The organism is Rhodococcus ruitaii (genome assembly GCF_055230935.1).
Genome location: NZ_JBUYWC010000020.1, coordinates 83,139 through 100,088, shown reverse-complemented (window position 1 = coordinate 100,088; position 16,950 = coordinate 83,139). Strand labels below are relative to the sequence as shown.

Sequence of the window (16,950 nt, the reverse complement as noted above, 5' to 3'; positions counted from 1 at the left end):
GACGGTCTTGGACCGAACCAACGCAGCCAGCTCGTCTCGATCCCCGTCACGCAACACCAAAGGAGCAACTCGCATGCCGCAGTATCTCAAACTTGACCGCCAAACTACTTTTCCCACGCCGCACTAGTGAGGACTACTGGCTCAGCCGCGAAGAGGTCGCGGGCCGAGTCAAGTTGCCGGTCAAGACGCTGGCTCAGTGGGCCAGCCAAGGGAAGGGGCCACGCTTCTCGAAGATCGGCAAGTACGCGCGCTACAAGATGAGCGACGTCATCGCCTGGGAGAACGCCCAGGAGACACGCGGTGGCGCTGCATGACCGAGATGACACCCGAGGAGCTGCGTCGAGGCGCGGCCGCGGCCCGCAAGCTCGGCGACGAGAACATGTCCCGCGTCTGGGAAAACACCGCCGACCAGATCGAACAGAGAAATGCCCCCGGAGCGGCGGCTACCGCTTCCGAGGGTGACGAATCCACCGCATCTCAGAACGAGGAATTCATGCCCCATAGTACTGAAACCACGAACTCGCAGGTAAGCCCCGTCATCACGGGCCGTTTCGAGGATCTCGGCACCGCCGACATCGGTGAGCGGCTACGCCTGACCCTCTACCGATTCCACTACCCCGGCGAGCCGATCGAGGACTCGCTGAACCTCGAGGCCCCGCGCGACGCGATGGGCGACGCGGTCATTCACCCGGGGCAAATCCCTGCATTGATCGACGAGCTCACCGAGCTCTATCGAAAATGGCTGCACGTGATCGCCGAGACCGAGGCGGACCTGTGAGCGGCCCAGGGAAGTCCGGCCCGGCACCCGACCCGATCCCCGGCCCGTGGACGGAATTGGTGACCTTATGGGTCCTGATGATGCAGGCCACGCGGTTTGTTCCTGGGACCATCAGGCTCCGGGTGTCCTACATCCGCCAGCTCGCCGTCGAGCATCCCGAGTGGGCGCCGTTGACGATCACCCACGAGAACCTGATCGAATACTTTGCAGCGCAAGCGCATTGGAAACACAACACCGCCAAGAGTGCACGCACCGCATTCCGCGGCTTCTTCTCGATGCTCCACGACCGCGGGATTCGAGCGGACAATCCCGCCGAGAACCTGCCGGTGGTCCGTCCACCTCGAGGTGTGCCCCGGCCCTGCCCGGATTCGGTGCTCGCCGAAGCGCTCGCGAACGCCGAGACGCCCACACAGCGGCTCGCCCTGCGGATCCTCGCCGAAACGGGTCTGCGCCGCGCCGAGGTCGCCGCAGTACGGCCCGATCATGCCGAGGGAGTGCCAGGCCGGTACTCATTGCGAGTCAAGGGTAAAGGGGGGCATGTGCGCCTGGTCCCGCTCGCCGATGACCTTGCTGAGGAGATTCTCGCCGTGCGCACGCGGCACGTGTTCCCGAGTCCGGAGCGGCCTGGGGAGCATCTGACGCCCGAGTATCTCGGCAAACTCGTTACGCGGGCACTACCCGCCGGATGGACACCCCATACCCTGCGACACCGGTTCGGAACCCTGGCGTATCGAGCTTCGAAGGACATTCGCGCCGTCCAGGACCTACTGGGGCACGTGTCGCCGACCACCACGGCGATCTACACCAAAGCCGACGACGCGGCGCTACGCATGGCGGCATCGGCAGCCCGACTCGACTTGACCTGACCGTAAGCACCCCAACGACTTTCAATGTCGCGGTCCGGGGAGTGACCAGCATCCCCGGGCCGCAGAAAGGATGGAATCATGGTGCATCCCGAGACTCAGCGTATGCGAGAAATCGGGTTCGCGCTGGGTCCTCTCGACGGCAAGAGGGCGTTCCTGCCCGGCGGATTCCACAGCTTCACTACCGACCGTGACGCGCTCACCCGTCTTGCGCGTCGGTATCCACGGTGCAATTGGGGCGGCACCCGAGAGGGTGTGATCGTGCTCGACGAGGACCCACGCAACGGTGGAGACCTCGATGCGCTCGAGGTCCCGGAGCTGTTCGACACGCTCGTTGTGCGCACCGGCTCCGGTGGCCAGCACGTGTATTTCCGGCATCTCGGCAAGACGCGCGGCAAGCTCGACGGTCACGACGGTATCGACATCAAGACGTGGCGCACCGGGTACACCGTGATGCCCGGCTCGGTTCACCCCGACACCGGGAAGTTGTACCTGATCGAACGGGACCTACCGATCGCACCGTTGCCGCAACAGCTGCTCCCGCTTGTCATCGCGCCCACGTTCACGCCGCCGCCGACATCGCCACGGGCCGACCCACAGCGCCGCGCCGACGGCCTGGTGCGCAAAGTTGCTGAGGCTGTCGGTGGTGGCCGAAACGCGGTGACGTTCTGGGCATTCTGCCGGGCTCTCGAACGGGGGAGCAGTCGTCTCGTGCCCGAGATCCGCGATGCCGCTCTGTCCACAGGCTTGAGCGAGAACGAGATCGACACATGCCTGAGATCCGCCCAGCGGACAACGGGGAGGTCAGCGTGACTGCTGTCGAAGACCCGCCAGGCGTCGACTACGGACGCTATTTCGACGTGGCCGCATTGCTGGCAGGGGACCTGCCACCGGCCCCGGTACCGCGATACGGCATCCGCGACGACGGGCACGCGCTGTTCTACGACGGTCAGGTCAACCTCGTGTTCGGTGACCCCGAGGGCGGAAAGACCTGGGTGTGTCTCGCAGCGGCAACTGAGCGGCTCCGGACCGGCGTCGCGGGCAGAGTGATCGTGATCGACCTCGACCACAACGGTCCCGGCCCGACCGTGACGCGATTGCTCGCACTCGGCGCCGACCGGGATGTCCTCTCGGACCCCGAACGGTTCCTGTACGTCGAACCCGACGACCGGCTGCACGCGCTGACGGTCGTAGCCGACATGCACGAGTGGAAACCCGACATCGTGGTTGTCGACTCACTGGGTGAGCTACTGCCCTTGTTCGGATCCTCGAGCAACTCCGCCGACGAGTTCACCACCGTGCACTCGCGAGTGCTCAAACCGCTCGCCAAGACCGGCGCGTGCGTGCTCGTGGTCGATCACCTCGCCAAGGGTTCGGACTCGCGAACATTCGGGCCCGGCGGTACCAGCGCCAAGCGCCGCGCCATCGGTGGCGTATCGCTGCGCGTGCGCGTCAAGGACGCGTTCACTCCGGGCAAGGGTGGCTCGGCGTACCTGACCATCAACAAGGACCGGCACGGGGGATTGCGCGCGCATTCCCCGTCTGGAGATCGGGAACCACTCGCGGGACTGTTCGAGTTGCGTCCGTTCGCCGAGAACATCCTCGAGGCGATGATCCGCGCGCCACAGGCCGGCGAATCGGCACCGGCCGACTTCGGGATCGCCACCGACGACCCGCAGCGGCTCGCCGAAGACGTCGATGCGATCGACACCCTCGACCCGCCGCCGAGGTCGGTTCGCGACGTCAAGGACCGCATGAGCTGGCGTACCGACCGCGCGGGGAACGCCCTACGCGCGTGGCGTACGGAGAACGGCGAATGAGGCAGTGTTCCCCGTTCCCCGACCCCCTAGGCGGGGGAACGGGGAACATGCACCCGGGAACTCCCTCGACCTGCGGATATGCCACAGAAAAGCGTTCCCCGGAACCTGTGCGTTCCCGGGGTGGCCGGGGAACACCACAAGCGTTCCCGGGGAACGTTCCCCGTGTTCCCCGGGAACGCTCGCCGACCCCGAAACGCCATCCTTCGAATTTCGAACCCAGGAGGCCCGATGAGCCACCCCGACCCGCTCCGCACAATCGCGCTCGGCAACGGCTACGCCGCTTCGGTGTGCATCGCCCCGACCGGTGAAACTCGGCTGTGGTTGATCGACAACGACGGCTACATCGACGAGCGCGACGAGTACGGATGCAACTGCTCCCATTGCGCGCCGCACGAGCATCCGGACCTTCCGATCCCGCCGAGGATGCGCGCCGCGCTCGAACGACCGGCACAGCCGCGCTGCGGTCGCCCACGCGCCGACGGGCTGCCGTGTCAGAACGTGGTGGGTCGCCACGGCCTCGCCTGCCGCTGGCATCGATCGCCGGTGAGCCGGTGAGCCGCCCCGTCACCGGCGGTGTGGGCCGAACACCCCCGGCACCGATCGCCGCACTCGTCGATCCGCGACTGTCGGGCGCTCGCTGCGCTGGCCGGTCGCTGCTGTTCGACGCCAAGAAGCCAGAGCGCCGCACAGTGCGGCTCACGTGGGTAGGACGCGTGTACGGCGTGTCTGGCAACTACAACCGAGGAGACACCGATGACCAACGATGAGACCGCCAACCAGCTACCCGAACACGCCATGCTCGTGGACGACAACGGCCAACCACTCGGCATCATGGACATCAACCGGATGCAGTCCGACAGCATCGAGCTCGCCTACGAGATGGCGATGCACTGCGGTGACGAGGATGCCCTCGACGCGATCTCAGCGAAGTGGTTGGACCGTGTAGGTGTCGACGCGTTCGGCTACGTCGCGGCCGGTGCGCTGCGGATGATGACGCACAACATTCTCGACCCAGTGTTGCAGACTGTCGACCGGCTCGCTCCTCAGCTCGCGTTCCGCGACAAGCTCACCGACGCGTACGAGAACGCGAGGAGGTTGAAGTGAAGTTCCATGCGCTCGCTGTCGAATACCAGGTGCAGGCGTTCGTGCACGCGCCCTGTCCCGTGGCTCTGTCGCTGGCAGGACTCCGGGTAGCGATGACGATTGCCGAGGCGCGCGCCCTCGCCGATCGGTTGCACGACGTCGCCGAGATTGCCGAGGGGTACGCGCGGTGATGACCGAACGACAGTACGCGGCCGCGATCCTGCGCCTGGCTATACGTGGACGGCAGGACACATACCGGGCTCTCGAGAACAATGGGAAGGTCACGCTTGACGACGGGGCCGACTCGGCGGAGTCGGTTCGGCATCTCGCCGGTGCGGCAATGGCCGACGGTCTGCTGCTCTATCTCCCGGCAGCGTTGTGCCAGCTGGTGCTTGATATCGTGCCCGAGCTGACCGATCAGCCGAACCGCATCGAAGCGCTCGAAGCGTGGTTGCTCGCTGCAGCCGCCGAGGACACCGACTAGCGATGCCCACACCGGAGCGGTATCCCACCGTCGTGGCACGGCCGATGATCGTGTCCGGCCTGCTCGTAGGTCCCGACGACGCTGAGTTCCTGGCCTCGTGCCTGACAGTGCTGCAACGGATGCTGAGCGAGCGAGGGCAGCGCACTGTGCCCCGTGTCGGGGAGCTGCACCGGCTGCTCAGTTCCGCCGGTAGTTCCGGCGCCGTGACAGCGGAACCGCCGGGTGGCGCCAATCTGCCAGTGTCGACGTATGAACTGGTCGACACTGGCACAGCCGCAAGGATTCTCGGATGCTCACCGGAGAACGTGCGCGCACTGTGCAGGCGTGGCCGGCTCGACGCCCAACAGGCCGGCGGTCGCTGGTTGATCTCCGCAGCCGCCGTCCATGAACGAAGGAGCACACAGCGATGAGTGATCTCAACGTCGACGTGTACAAGCCCGCAACCGACATCACCGGCCGCGCCGCCGGACCCGTCACCCGCAAGTGCCTCGTGTCGGTGGCCGGCGATCTCGACGATGATCTGATCTCCGTCGAACGCACTACCGCCGGCGCCCGTGCGTTCGGTGTCGCCCGCAACGACGCGGTGCTCGGCGAGATCGTGTCGATCGCCCGCGGCGGATCCCGCATTGTCAAGATCACCGCGGGCGCGGCGATCGCCGCCGGCGACGAGGTCGAGGCCGACGGCGACGGCGAGGTGGTGCCGCACACGAGCGGTACGCCGGTCGGGTATGCCGTCGCCGATGCCAATCTCGACGGCGACGCCTACGTGAGCCTGTACGCCTGACCATTACCACACGAAAGGGGGACTGCCATGGGCATTCTCACCCCGCAGCAAGAGGGAAAGAACATCACGGTGTCCGTGATCATGCAGACACCCGGGTTCCTGCCAACCCGGGTGCTCGAGCTGGTCGAGAGCCAGGTGATCGCCGATACGTTCTTCTCGCCGGCCCAGGGGCCTATCGTCGGCGGCGGGCTCGTCTACCACGTCGTACGTGCCGAGGATAAGTACCTCGCCGACGATGTCGTCGAGCGTGCACCAGGCGATGAGTACCGGCTCGTCGAGACCGTCGACCCCGATCAGCGGCTCGCGCTGGTGCAGGACTTCGGCGGCAAGTTCGTCGTCGAGGACGAGCGGATCACCCGCAACAACCTGTCGTACCTGAGCCTGCAGGTGCAGCAGCTGTCAAACACCATCGCGCGCAAGCTCAATCGGATGACACTCGCCGCTGTCGACGCCGCCCTCGACACCTTGCCGGGGCAGGGCAAGATCGTGGCAACGCGCCCGTGGAGTGACACAGTCACCGTCGGCCCCCCGGAGTCGCTGACCCCGAATCGGGAACGCCCTCTTGCCGATCTGATCAATGCTCAGCGCCTCGCCGACAAGTCGGACCTCGGGATCAAGTTCGACACTCTCGTCGTCGGACCGGAGCAGGCGGCGGATCTGCAGATCGTCTACGGTGCCGGCGAATTGACTGCAGCACTGGACGCACTCGGCGTGTCGATGGCCGTCTCGCCGTATGTGCCGCCAAGTACCGCGTACGTCGTGCAGTCCGGGCACGTCGGTCGCATCGGGTTCGAGACGCCGCTGACGGTTGAGAAGATCGACAAGCGAGAGAACCGCTCGACCGTCGTGCAGGGGTACGTCGTGCCGGCGTTCGCGGTCGAACAGCCGTCCGCTGTTATGCGCATCGTCGGTATCGACGGATAAGTGTCCTGGGCGCACGAGGTGGCCGGCACCTCGGCCCGGACGGAGACGTCCGGGTGTCGGCTCCGAGCTCGAGGTCCCACGGGGTTACGGGATCGAAGGGCACGCGCCCCGGGTCAGGCTCGGGTGCCCCCCGCATGGCGGGCGGGGGCACCCGAGCCTCTCGTCGCTGTGGGTGCCGGCGAGGATTGTCGAGGGTGCCCCCCTTCCTGACTGCCCGGCGCCCCCAGTCAGGAATTTTTATACGGGCCGAAAAACGTTCCGGGAGACCCCCGAAATGACCGATCACCACGCAGCCGTGGGAGTGCGCCGCAGGATGGTCTGGGCAGTGCTCGCCGCTGGCCGAGGCGAACCATCCGGAGCTGCGCCGCCACCAACTGCTCCCCTCTCTGACCCCGGGCTGACCGCGGTCAGAGAGGGGGGAGGGAGCAGTCTTGATCGTGCTCACATGCAGATCCATCGGATATTCATCGTCTATGAGTGAGAACTGTCACGAATCAACGTAGAACTATCGGGACCTGTAGTCGATGCATCCCACTGCGGCGCAGTGGATAACGAGACTCGTCCGGATGAAACCGTATGTGCCGATTTCTAATCTCTAGGTCGCAGGTTCGAGTCCTGCCGGGGGCACCGTGAGATGCCGCCCCCTACGTCCTCGCTGGCCACAGTGGTGTCTCGACCTCCCGGAAACGGCCCACCCGCATGGTCGCGCCGGTAGACTCGCGAGCACAACCCGAGCATCGCTGCGCTCTCGACGACCCGCAGTCCGATTGCCGTTACCTGTGCCGCGCAGCCACCGGATCCACACGACACGATCGCCGCGTTCCTCCTCGCACCCGACGACCGGATTACCAGACGTGACTAGTCGGCACCTATAGTTCTCGTCGTAAATACGATGTAACAGTCTTCTCACAGTCAGGTAGGTGGGCGTGTCGACCTCGGACCGCATCGCAGAGATCTATGAACAGGTCAAGGCCCGCAACGCGGGCGAACCCGAGTTCCATCAGGCTGCGGCCGAGGTGTTCGAGTCGCTGCACGTAGTACTGGAACGGCATCCGTCGTACTTCGATTCGGGGCTCATCGAGCGTCTCTGCGAGCCCGAGCGGCAGATCATCTTCCGCGTGCCGTGGATCGACGACACCGGCCAGGTGCACGTCAATCGCGGTTTCCGCGTGCAGTACAACAGCGTGCTCGGCCCCTACAAGGGCGGCCTACGCTTCCACCCGAGCGTCAATCTCGGCATCGTGAAGTTCCTCGGCTTCGAGCAGATCTTCAAGAACGCGCTCACCGGCCTGCCCATCGGCGGCGGCAAGGGCGGCTCCGACTTCGATCCGAAGGGTCGTTCCGAGCAGGAGATCATGCGCTTCTGCCAGTCGTTCATGACCGAACTGCACCGCCACATCGGTGAGTACACCGACGTCCCCGCCGGGGATATCGGCGTCGGCGGCCGTGAGATCGGCTACCTGTTCGGCCAGTACAAGCGCCTGACGAACTCCTACGAGTCCGGTGTACTCACGGGTAAGGGCCTCACCTGGGGCGGGTCGCAGGTCCGCAAGGAGGCCACCGGCTACGGAGTCGCGTACTTCGTCGCCGAGATGGCCAAAGCGCGCGGCTATTCTCTCGAGGGAACGACCGCTGTGGTGTCGGGCTCGGGCAACGTCGCGATCTACGCGATCGAGAAGCTGCATCAGCTCGGCGGCACGGCCATCGCATGCTCGGACTCGTCGGGCTTCATCCACGACAAGAACGGCATCGATCTTGATCTGCTACGGGAGATCAAGGAAGTCCGCCGCGGCCGCATCTGCGAGTACGCGGAGGAGCGCACCGACGCCGAGTTCTTCCCCGAAGGCAACATCTGGACCGTGCCCTGCGACGTCGCACTCCCCTGCGCAACTCAGAACGAGCTCGATGAGGACTCTGCCAAGATCCTCGTCACGAACGGCGTCAAAGTGGTCGCCGAGGGCGCGAACATGCCGACCACCCCGGGTGGCGCCTCCGTATTCCGCGAGGCGGGCGTCCGCTTCGCTCCCGGCAAGGCCGCGAACGCCGGCGGTGTCGCCACGTCCGCCCTGGAGATGCAGCAGAACGCGTCACGCGATTCGTGGCACTTCGACTACACCGATGAGCGTCTCGCGGGCATCATGCGCGACATCCACGGTCGCTGCATCGACACCGCCGCCGAGTACGGCAAGCCGGGCGACTACGTGCACGGCGCCAACATCGCCGGGTTCGTGAAGGTTGCCGACGCGATGTTCGCGCTCGGCGTGATCTGACAAAGCTCGCAGACCTGTTGTAAAGCTCGCAGACCCAGTGGCCATCCACTGGGTCTGCGAGCTTCACCTTTGCCCTGCTTACCTCTCTTCGGACCCCTCATGATCGGAACGCGCCTTACGCGAGGCCTCCCGCATCTCGATGCCCTCGGTGATCAGATCACCGATCTCGCGGGTCACGTCGCGGACTGCGCCGGTGATGATATTCGCGATCGCGCCGACATGCGTCGCCGCCGATTCGGTCACGTCCTGGATGACGTCCTTGTTCCGCTCGAATCTTCCCACCATGCCGGATCCCCTCACGTGTTGTCCCGCGCGAGCGTACCCACCGGCTCCGTGCTGCGCTCGGCTCTCGGCGACCGCTCGATGAGTACCGTTGTCGCCGGCTCCGGTGACACCAGGGCCGGTGGAAGCGCGAACCGGAAGATCTTCCTCCAGACGGACGAGATCTGCGCGAACAGACCGCCCGTGTTGTAGGGCAACCCGTACCTCTCACAGAGTGCCTGTACCTGCGGCGCCAATTCCGGATACCGATGCGCGGGCAGATCCGGGAACAGGTGGTGTTCGATCTGGTGCGACAGGTTGCCCGACATGATGTGGAACAGTGGTGTGCCGCTGATGTTCGCACTCCCCAGCATCTGGCGCACATACCATTCGCCGCGCGTCTCGTTTGCGGTCTCGTCCATCGAGAACGACTGCACACCCGACGGGAAATGCCCGCAGAAGATGATCGAGAACGTCCACACGTTGCGGACCAGATTCGCGGTCGCGTCACCGACCAGTGTCGCAACGAACATCGGACCGCTCAGCAGCGGGAACGCAACGTAATCTTTGACGATTTGACGCCGCGACTTGCGCCACCATCCCTTCGCCAGCGGGAGTACATCGCGCCAGCTCCGTTCACGCTTGACGATCCGCTCGACTTCCGCGTCGTGGAACATGACACCCCACTCGAACAACAGCATCAAAGCCGTTGCGTAGACAGGGTTGCCGAGATAGTACGGATGCCATTTCTGGGCAGGGTCTATGCGGAGAATGCCGTACCCGATATCGCGATCCATTCCCACGATATTGGTGTAGGTGTGGTGCATGTAGTTGTGTGAGTGCCGCCATTGATCCGAGGGGCACACCGTGTCCCATTCGAAGGATCGGGAGTTGAGCGACGGCTCGCGCATCCAATCGTACTGTCCGTGCATCACATTGTGGCCGATCTCCATATTGTCCAGGATCTTCGACACACTGAGCGACACCACCCCAGCCACCCAGGCCGGCGGGAAGAATCCGAGGAACAGCAGTCCGCGACCGGCCACCTCGAATCCTCTCTGGGTCTTGATGATCCGGTAGATGTAGTCGCGATCTTCGGCACCGAGAGAGGCGAGGGTGCGTTCCCGGATCGCATCCAATTCAGCGCCGATCTCGTCAACCTGATCGCGGCCGAGCACAATCGGTTCCGCGGCGGCGCGTGCCACCTGGCTGCCGGACATACTGTCCTCCAGTTTCTTCGGGTCGGAAGTGCGGTGTGGTCAGAGGTCGACGGTGACGTTGCCAACCGGCGCGCTGACGCAGATCTGGATGCGCGCGCCCGGTTCGGCGCCAGGCTCGCCCGTGCGCACATCGCGTGTAGTTCCAGAAGACCGGACTGCGGTGCAGGTGTGGCAGATCCCCATGCGGCATCCATAATCCGGTGCGAGCCCGGCTTTCTCGGCCTGCTCGAGCACCGTCGCACCGCTATTGGAAGCGACGATTCCGGACGCGGCGAACAACACCGATCCCGACGCGTCGTCGGGGTCGACGCCGTACGCCCGCGGCGCGAATTCTTCGGTACGCAGCAGGTCCGAGCATCCGGCTTCGACGTAGACGTCGCGCACACTCTCGACCAGGCCGGACGGCCCGCACACGTAGGTGGGAGTGTCGGCGAACCACGGCGCAACTGCGTCGAGGTGTGCGCGTTCGAACCGCCCGCGGAGGTGTCCACCCTCATCACGGGTGTGCGCGAATACGACCTCGACATTGGGCAATGACGCCAATGTATCGAGTTCCGTGCGACGGGGGATGTGCGCTGAGGTGCGCGCGTAGTGCACGAACGTCACTGCACTCGGACTCCTTTCGAGAGCGAGCGACCGCAGCATCGACAGCACAGGTGTGATACCGGAACCGCCGCTGATCATCAGTAGACGCGACGGCCGCGACTCGGGAAGCACGAAATCCCCGGTACCGTCACCGACCTCGACGACGTCCCCCATCCGGGCGCGGTCCGCGAAGTGACCCGATACCAGCCCACCGGGCCGCATCCCGACGGTGAGCACCAGATCGCGCGATCCCGGCACTGGGGTCGGCGAGAACGTGCGCGTATGCCGCACGCCGTCGATCACCACAGCGAGCTGGATGTGCTGCCCCGGCTCGAACCGGCATGCCCTCGAAGGGCGCAAGGTGAGCGTGGTTGATCCGTGCACACCTGTGTCGATATCGACGATCCTGGCCCGGTTGACCATGGTCGCGAGTAGCGGGTCGGCGAGTTCGAGGTAGCGGTCCGGGTGGTGTGGTGCCGAGAGGGAACCAAGCGCTCCCAACAGCAGTTTTCCGAGTCCGATCCGAAGTGGGGCACGGCTCGGCGCGAGGCTCGCAGTCATGATGTCCAACCTTCCGATTCGGAATCATCATTTCAGTGCACATTTGTACACTGAAGCAGTGTGGCAGGTCCGAGTCGGACACTGTCAACCCGCATGTGACAGCGATAACACCCCCGGTGGGGGGCGGTGCGCCCAGGAGATGGACCGTCTGCCTACACTCGGGACGTGCCCGTAGCCCCCGCACCCGATCCGAGCAGCCGGGCCGAACGCAAAGAACGCACCCGCCGGGCAATCCTCGATGCCGCACTCGAACTGTCCTCGGATCGCGGTTTCGCGAGCGTGAGCCTGCGCGAGGTCGCGCGAGCGGTCGGTATCGTGCCCACCGCGTTCTACCGGCATTTCGCGTCGATGGAAGAACTCGGCGTCGCACTCACCGACGACACGATGCGGTTGCTCCGCTCGATCCTGCGCGACGCACGCCGCAATCCGAGCCCCTCGAACGCCCAGGCATCACTGACCGCACTGCTCCGGCAGGTGCGCGACCACGAACTCGCATTCCGATTCCTCGCACGCGAACGTCATGGCGGTCATCCGGAAGTGGTGCGGGTCTTCGCCGTCGAACTCCGCCTTCTCACCCGCGAACTCGCGGTCGACCTCGCACGCATCCCCCACCTCGCCACTTGGGAGGCCGACGACCTCGAGATGGCCGCTGGCCTACTCGTCACCTCCATGTTCGAAGTGGTGCTGGACCTACTCACCGTCGAACCCGGTCGTACCGCCGAAGCCGAAGTCGTCACCCGCGGGGAGAAACAGCTGCGTCTGATCATGCTCGGCATGTCCGCGTGGAATCCGCTCCACGACTGACTTCGGGACGTACGGTTGAGGGGTGCTCGAATCTGCAGATTCCGAAACGGTCCCGGTCACGCTGGGCGATCTGACATTCGACGTCCGGGTCGCGGGGCCCGACGACGGACCACCGGTCGTCCTACTACACGGATTCCCCCAGACCTCACGCTGTTGGGACGCGGTGTCTGCGAAGCTCGCCGGCGACGGACTACGGCTGCTGGCACCTGATCAACGCGGCTATTCCCCCGGCGCCCGCCCGGATGCGGTCGCGGACTACGGGATCGCGCACCTCCGCGCGGACATCCTGGGAATTCTCGACGCATTCGGAGTCGACGACGCACACATCGTCGGACACGACTGGGGTGCGTCCGTCGCATGGCACGTGACGGCACACCACCCCGAGCGGGTGCGATCACTGACGGCGCTGTCGATCCCGCACCTGGCTGCGCTCGGTCGAGCGTTGCGTGAGGACGACGACCAGAAATCCCGCTCGACCTACCTCTCCCAGTTTCGTGAAACCGGCACAGCAGAGCACGACCTCCTCGCCGACGACGCACGCCGCCTCCGCGACGCGTACGGCGAAGGAGTATCGACCGGCGCAATCGACGAATATGTTGCCGCACTGCGCGACCCCGGGGCACTCACTGCAGCGCTCAACTGGTATCGGGCGATGACCCGCGACACCGGGAATATCCCGCCGGTGAAAGTCCCCACCACATACATCTGGAGCACCGGCGATGCTGCCGTCGGCCGGTTCGCCGCTGAGCTCTGCCGCGATTACGTCGACTCCGACTACCGCTTCGAAGTTCTCGACGGGGTATCGCACTGGATCCCGGACGAAGCACCCGGCGCCGTCGCGGCCGCCGTCGGAGCACATGTGAGGCGACGTCGATGAGGTGCCAGTTCCCATGAAACGCGGCGCGCTGTTGCTGTTCGTGTTGATCGCGGCCGCCGTGGCGGCGTTCTTCATCGTGTGGGAGACCCCGAAGGATCCGACCCGGTATGTCCTCGACGACAGCGCATTCATCCTCGACGGGCATTCGACTACCTGCTCCGCGTTGTTCGGAGAACCCTGCGGTTACGAACTTCAACTCGAGTACAACCGCAGAGGCTCGGATCTCGATACGTTCGTGGACTCGACCGACCTCGGCCCGTGGGGCAACGCCCTGCCCTTCGCCGATGCGGCCGAACTCGCTCTGCAAGCGTGCGTGTACTCACGGACAGCAGGCATGACGGTCCTCGAGTTCATCGACCTGGCCCAGCGCGACCACCCGGACGCCGGACCCGTCGAACTCACCCCGTTCTGGACCAAGGCACGTCAAGACCTCTGCAATACGCCATGGCAGTAGTCCGTTCGTATCCGACCCGCTTACCCGGGCGGTAATCGAAGCGCGTCGCGGAGTCTGGTTTCATGGCCACATGCCCGAAACCGAGAATGCTGTCCATGTCTTCGATGCAGCGGTAGCGCTCACCTCCATCGACGCGGGCCGGTACGCCGGAGCCACCCACCCGGCATACGCGAACATGGTCGGCCCGTTCGGTGGTGTCACGGCTGCCACCATGCTGCGCGCCGTCCAACTGCATCCCGAAGTCCTCGGAGCGCCGCTCTCGCTCACCGTCAACTACGCGGCCGCTATCCAGTACGGGGAGTTCGAGGTGGTCGCGCGGCCGGTCCGCACCAATCGTTCGAGCCAGCACTGGACGATCGAACTGACTCAGGACGGATCTGTCACGACCACCGCGACCGCGGTGTTCGGCACGCGAAAAGACACCTGGGCGTCGACCGAACTGGTCGCACCCGTAGCGCCCCGCGAGGATGAGGTGGCCGTCAGTCCTTTCCCCGACTTCGTGGAGTGGGTGAAGAACTACGAGATGCGCTTCGTCGAGGGAGCCGTTCCCGGCGCCGACGCCTCCCCGCACCCTGATTCCACCTCGACCCTCTGGGTACGCGACGAACCTCCGCGTCCGCTCGACTTCACCTCACTGACTGCTCTGTGTGATGTGTTCTACCCCCGCGCGTTCCTGCGTCGCGGCCATGCGCTCCCCGCCGGTACGGTGACTCTGACGATCTACTTCCACGCAGACGCCGCCGAGATCGAAGCCCAGTCGGATCGACGGATCCTCGCCACAGCCCGCAGCAACCGGTTCGGGCAGAACTACTTCGACCAGACCGCACACCTGTGGGGCTCGGGCAGCACATTGCTCGCCACCGCACACCAACTCGTGTACTTCAAGGCTTGACATCCAGTTTTCCTGACAGATGCGGCGCACCCCGTCACAATGGGAGAATCGGACAAAGGGGGTCGTATGCGCTGGTCGTCACTCGGGGGTCGCGTGGCGGCCGCTGCTGTCGCGGTAGTTGCTGCGGCGGCGATGAGCACTGCGACGCCGGCGTCCGCTCAGACGCCCTACCACTCGTATGTCGCCCTGGGTGATTCGTTCGTCGCCGGGCCGGGAATCCCACCGCAGGGCTCGAGCCCCGAATGCGGCAGAGCCGCGGTCAACTATCCGAGCCTGGTTGCGCAGGCGATCGGCGTACGCGACTTCGTCGATGTGTCGTGCAGCGGGGCTGTCTCGGAAGATCTACCTGGCACTCAGCTCGCTATCGTTACGCGAACTCCCGTGGCTCCGCAATACGACGCATTGCGTCCCGATACCGACCTGGTCACGGTCGGGATCGGAGGAAACGACGTCGGCCTCGTCCAGTTGGCCATCTCCTGCACCAATTTCACCCCTCCCCCACAAGGTGCGTCCTGCGCGGAGAGTGATTCCGGGGAGCCCGATCCCTACGATGCCGCGATCGATGCGTTCACACCCACGTACGCTGCGATCGTCGAGGAGATCCGGACGCGGTCTCCGCACGCACACATCCTGTTCGTCGGCTACCCCACGGGGATCCGCGATGGGGGCTGTTTCCCCGACCAACAGATCTGGCCGCAGGACGCCACATACCTGCAGTCCAAGATCGACCGTCTCAACGCGGTGATGGCCCAGCAGGTCGTTGCGGTGGGAGCCGAGTTCGTGGACTTGCGCGCATCGACGACGGGACACGACGCGTGCGCCACCCCCGAGCAGCGGTGGATGGAAGGGATAGTTCCGACCTCGCCGGGTATCCCGCTCCACCCCAACGCCGCGGGCCACCGCAACGCGGCGGAGCAGGTGGTCGGCGCACTCTCAACGCGCGACTGAGCGTTCCGGCGCACGCACCGCCAGCAACGCGGCCAAGCCCAACCCCAGCACGAGGAGCAGACCCACGATGCCGGCCCGGTCTGCACCGAACCACCAGGCGAAGAATCCGAACAGCGTCGGCGCGAGAAACGACACTGCCCTCCCCGTAGTCGCATAGAGACCGAACATCTGTCCCTCGCGGCCGGCCGGCGTGATACGAGCCAGGAAGGTACGCGCCGACGACTGCGCAGGGCCGACGAACAGGCACAGCAGAAGCCCGAAGACCCAGAACATCAGCGGCCCTGACACCACCAACAGCACCACGCCCACCGCGATCATCGACACCAACGAGACAACGATGACGGCCTTGGGGCCGACCCGGTCGTCGATGCGTCCTGCGGCAAGGGCACCGAGCGCCGAGACCACGTTTGCGGCCACACCGAACAACAACACGTCGGCGGCACTGATCTCGTACACAGTGACAGCGAGGACAGCGCCGAAGGTGAACACCCCGGCGAGTCCGTCGCGGAACAATGCGGACGCGCCGAGAAAGCCGACAGTGCGCCGGTCTTCCGTCCACAGTTCCTTCAGGTCGTGCCACAGCACACGGTACGACTCGACGAAACCCACCCGCCGTTCGTCGTCGGCGCGTTGGTGGGGCTTCTCGGGCACCGTGAACAATACGGGCAGGGCGAACACTGCGAACCACACCGCGGCGAGCAGCGCCACCAGCCGGATGTTGAGTCCGTCGTCGGTGGTGATCGACAGAAATCCTCGAGTGTCGCCGTCTCCCGCGATGAATCCCGTGTAGCACAGCAGAAGCAGCACGATGCCACCGAAATAGCCCATGGACCAGCCGAATCCGGATACCCGACCGATGTTCTTCTCGGTGGAGACCTGACTGAGCATCGCGTTGTAGGGGACATTGGCAAGTTCGAAGATCACCGAGCCGGCGCCGAGGAGTACGAGCCCGAGCCACAAGAAGTGGTAGTCGTCCCGGACGAAGAACATGCCGGCCATCAACACCACTGTCACGAATGTCAGAACACCCAACGAACGCTTCCGCCGGCCGGTCGCGTCGTACTTCTGCCCCGACACGGGCGCGAGTACGGCAATGGCGAACCCTGCGATGCCGAGTGCCCAACCGAGCCATGTACTCGCGGAGATCGACCCGGGAAGATCGTCACCGACGGCGTCGGTGAGGTACACCGAGAACACGAAGGTGAGGATCACCGCGTTGAATGCTGCCGAACCCCAGTCCCACAACCCCCACGCGAAGACTTGCCGCCGTGTCGCGTCAGCGCCCATGCCGAGCTTCACGTCCGTGTGTGCGTTCATGCCCCGCAGCTTATGAGCGACCAGT

General features: G+C 65.1%; 23 protein-coding genes. 19 read left to right on the top strand and 4 right to left on the bottom strand.

Features of this window, described 5'->3' with window-relative positions; all coding sequences use genetic code 11:
- Nucleotides 1-92: 92 nt before the first annotated feature.
- From ACZI8W_RS23235 to gdhA, 14 genes are all read left to right on the top strand, one after another.
- Nucleotides 93-314: a helix-turn-helix transcriptional regulator gene (locus ACZI8W_RS23235; protein WP_463370873.1), complete on the top strand. Its 222-nt coding sequence runs from the start codon at nt 93-95 to the stop codon at nt 312-314.
- Complete coding sequence (locus ACZI8W_RS23230) at nt 311-778, top strand: hypothetical protein (protein ID WP_463370872.1); 468 nt, start codon at nt 311-313, stop codon at nt 776-778. Before ACZI8W_RS23235 ends, ACZI8W_RS23230 begins: the two co-directional genes overlap by 4 nt.
- A complete protein-coding gene (locus ACZI8W_RS23225) occupies nt 775-1,644 on the top strand; it encodes a tyrosine-type recombinase/integrase (RefSeq protein ID WP_463370871.1) in 870 nt (289 codons plus the stop codon). The genes ACZI8W_RS23230 and ACZI8W_RS23225 overlap by 4 nt, the downstream gene beginning before the upstream one ends.
- 78 nt (nt 1,645-1,722) lie before the next feature.
- A complete protein-coding gene (locus tag ACZI8W_RS23220; protein ID WP_463370870.1) occupies nt 1,723-2,454 on the top strand; it encodes a bifunctional DNA primase/polymerase in 732 nt (243 codons plus the stop codon).
- Complete coding sequence (locus tag ACZI8W_RS23215) at nt 2,451-3,461, top strand: AAA family ATPase (RefSeq protein ID WP_463370869.1); 1,011 nt, start codon at nt 2,451-2,453, stop codon at nt 3,459-3,461. The genes ACZI8W_RS23220 and ACZI8W_RS23215 overlap by 4 nt, the downstream gene beginning before the upstream one ends.
- A gap of 228 nt (nt 3,462-3,689) precedes the next feature.
- The gene (locus tag ACZI8W_RS23210; RefSeq protein ID WP_463370868.1) at nt 3,690-4,016 is read left to right on the top strand and encodes a hypothetical protein; all 327 of its coding nucleotides are present in this window, start codon (nt 3,690-3,692) and stop codon (nt 4,014-4,016) included.
- On the top strand, nt 4,013-4,228 hold the full coding sequence (locus tag ACZI8W_RS23205; RefSeq protein ID WP_463370867.1) for a hypothetical protein: 216 nt from the start codon (nt 4,013-4,015) through the stop codon (nt 4,226-4,228). The genes ACZI8W_RS23210 and ACZI8W_RS23205 overlap by 4 nt, the downstream gene beginning before the upstream one ends.
- The gene (locus ACZI8W_RS23200) at nt 4,215-4,565 is read left to right on the top strand and encodes a hypothetical protein (RefSeq protein WP_463370866.1); all 351 of its coding nucleotides are present in this window, start codon (nt 4,215-4,217) and stop codon (nt 4,563-4,565) included. Before ACZI8W_RS23205 ends, ACZI8W_RS23200 begins: the two co-directional genes overlap by 14 nt.
- Nucleotides 4,562-4,735, top strand: coding sequence for a hypothetical protein (locus ACZI8W_RS23195; protein ID WP_463370865.1), 174 nt, complete (start codon nt 4,562-4,564; stop codon nt 4,733-4,735). Before ACZI8W_RS23200 ends, ACZI8W_RS23195 begins: the two co-directional genes overlap by 4 nt.
- A complete protein-coding gene (locus ACZI8W_RS23190) occupies nt 4,735-5,028 on the top strand; it encodes a hypothetical protein (protein ID WP_463370864.1) in 294 nt (97 codons plus the stop codon). The genes ACZI8W_RS23195 and ACZI8W_RS23190 overlap by 1 nt, the downstream gene beginning before the upstream one ends.
- 2 nt (nt 5,029-5,030) lie before the next feature.
- Complete coding sequence (locus tag ACZI8W_RS23185; RefSeq protein WP_463370863.1) at nt 5,031-5,438, top strand: helix-turn-helix domain-containing protein; 408 nt, start codon at nt 5,031-5,033, stop codon at nt 5,436-5,438.
- Entirely contained in the window at nt 5,435-5,812 is a 378-nt protein-coding gene (locus ACZI8W_RS23180) for a capsid cement protein (RefSeq protein WP_463370862.1), read from the top strand. The genes ACZI8W_RS23185 and ACZI8W_RS23180 overlap by 4 nt, the downstream gene beginning before the upstream one ends.
- A gap of 27 nt (nt 5,813-5,839) precedes the next feature.
- A complete protein-coding gene (locus ACZI8W_RS23175; RefSeq protein ID WP_463370861.1) occupies nt 5,840-6,736 on the top strand; it encodes a major capsid protein in 897 nt (298 codons plus the stop codon).
- Nucleotides 6,737-7,662: 926 nt separating this feature from the next.
- The gene (gene gdhA / locus ACZI8W_RS23170; protein ID WP_463370881.1) at nt 7,663-9,006 is read left to right on the top strand and encodes an NADP-specific glutamate dehydrogenase; all 1,344 of its coding nucleotides are present in this window, start codon (nt 7,663-7,665) and stop codon (nt 9,004-9,006) included.
- A 78-nt stretch (nt 9,007-9,084) separates the two neighbouring features.
- Here gdhA and ACZI8W_RS23165 read toward each other — a convergent pair whose 3' ends face one another.
- From ACZI8W_RS23165 to ACZI8W_RS23155, 3 genes are read right to left on the bottom strand one after another with little or no spacing between them, the layout of a single operon-like run.
- Complete coding sequence (locus tag ACZI8W_RS23165; RefSeq protein WP_463370860.1) at nt 9,085-9,291, bottom strand: hypothetical protein; 207 nt, start codon at nt 9,289-9,291, stop codon at nt 9,085-9,087.
- An 11-nt stretch (nt 9,292-9,302) separates the two neighbouring features.
- Nucleotides 9,303-10,487 carry a fatty acid desaturase family protein gene (locus ACZI8W_RS23160; RefSeq protein WP_463370859.1) on the bottom strand — a complete coding sequence of 395 codons (1,185 nt, stop codon included), beginning with the start codon at nt 10,485-10,487 and terminating at the stop codon, nt 9,303-9,305.
- Nucleotides 10,488-10,526: 39 nt separating this feature from the next.
- Nucleotides 10,527-11,633 carry a ferredoxin reductase gene (locus ACZI8W_RS23155; protein WP_463370858.1) on the bottom strand — a complete coding sequence of 369 codons (1,107 nt, stop codon included), beginning with the start codon at nt 11,631-11,633 and terminating at the stop codon, nt 10,527-10,529.
- Between the two features lie 165 nt (nt 11,634-11,798).
- Here ACZI8W_RS23155 and ACZI8W_RS23150 point away from each other — a divergent pair, with 165 nt between their 5' ends.
- The 5 genes from ACZI8W_RS23150 (at nt 11,799) to ACZI8W_RS23130 (ending at nt 15,608) form a co-directional block, all read left to right on the top strand.
- Nucleotides 11,799-12,437: a TetR family transcriptional regulator gene (locus tag ACZI8W_RS23150; RefSeq protein WP_463370857.1), complete on the top strand. Its 639-nt coding sequence runs from the start codon at nt 11,799-11,801 to the stop codon at nt 12,435-12,437.
- 22 nt (nt 12,438-12,459) lie between these two features.
- Entirely contained in the window at nt 12,460-13,314 is an 855-nt protein-coding gene (locus ACZI8W_RS23145) for an alpha/beta fold hydrolase (protein ID WP_463370856.1), read from the top strand.
- Nucleotides 13,315-13,327: 13 nt separating this feature from the next.
- The gene (locus tag ACZI8W_RS23140) at nt 13,328-13,768 is read left to right on the top strand and encodes a hypothetical protein (protein ID WP_463370855.1); all 441 of its coding nucleotides are present in this window, start codon (nt 13,328-13,330) and stop codon (nt 13,766-13,768) included.
- A 70-nt stretch (nt 13,769-13,838) separates the two neighbouring features.
- Nucleotides 13,839-14,660 carry an acyl-CoA thioesterase gene (locus tag ACZI8W_RS23135; RefSeq protein WP_463370854.1) on the top strand — a complete coding sequence of 274 codons (822 nt, stop codon included), beginning with the start codon at nt 13,839-13,841 and terminating at the stop codon, nt 14,658-14,660.
- Between the two features lie 66 nt (nt 14,661-14,726).
- Complete coding sequence (locus tag ACZI8W_RS23130; protein ID WP_463370853.1) at nt 14,727-15,608, top strand: SGNH/GDSL hydrolase family protein; 882 nt, start codon at nt 14,727-14,729, stop codon at nt 15,606-15,608.
- Here ACZI8W_RS23130 and ACZI8W_RS23125 read toward each other — a convergent pair.
- Nucleotides 15,594-16,925, bottom strand: coding sequence for an MFS transporter (locus tag ACZI8W_RS23125; RefSeq protein ID WP_463370852.1), 1,332 nt, complete (start codon nt 16,923-16,925; stop codon nt 15,594-15,596). The two genes, ACZI8W_RS23130 and ACZI8W_RS23125, sit on opposite strands and share 15 nt — an antisense overlap.
- Nucleotides 16,926-16,950: the final 25 nt, after the last annotated feature.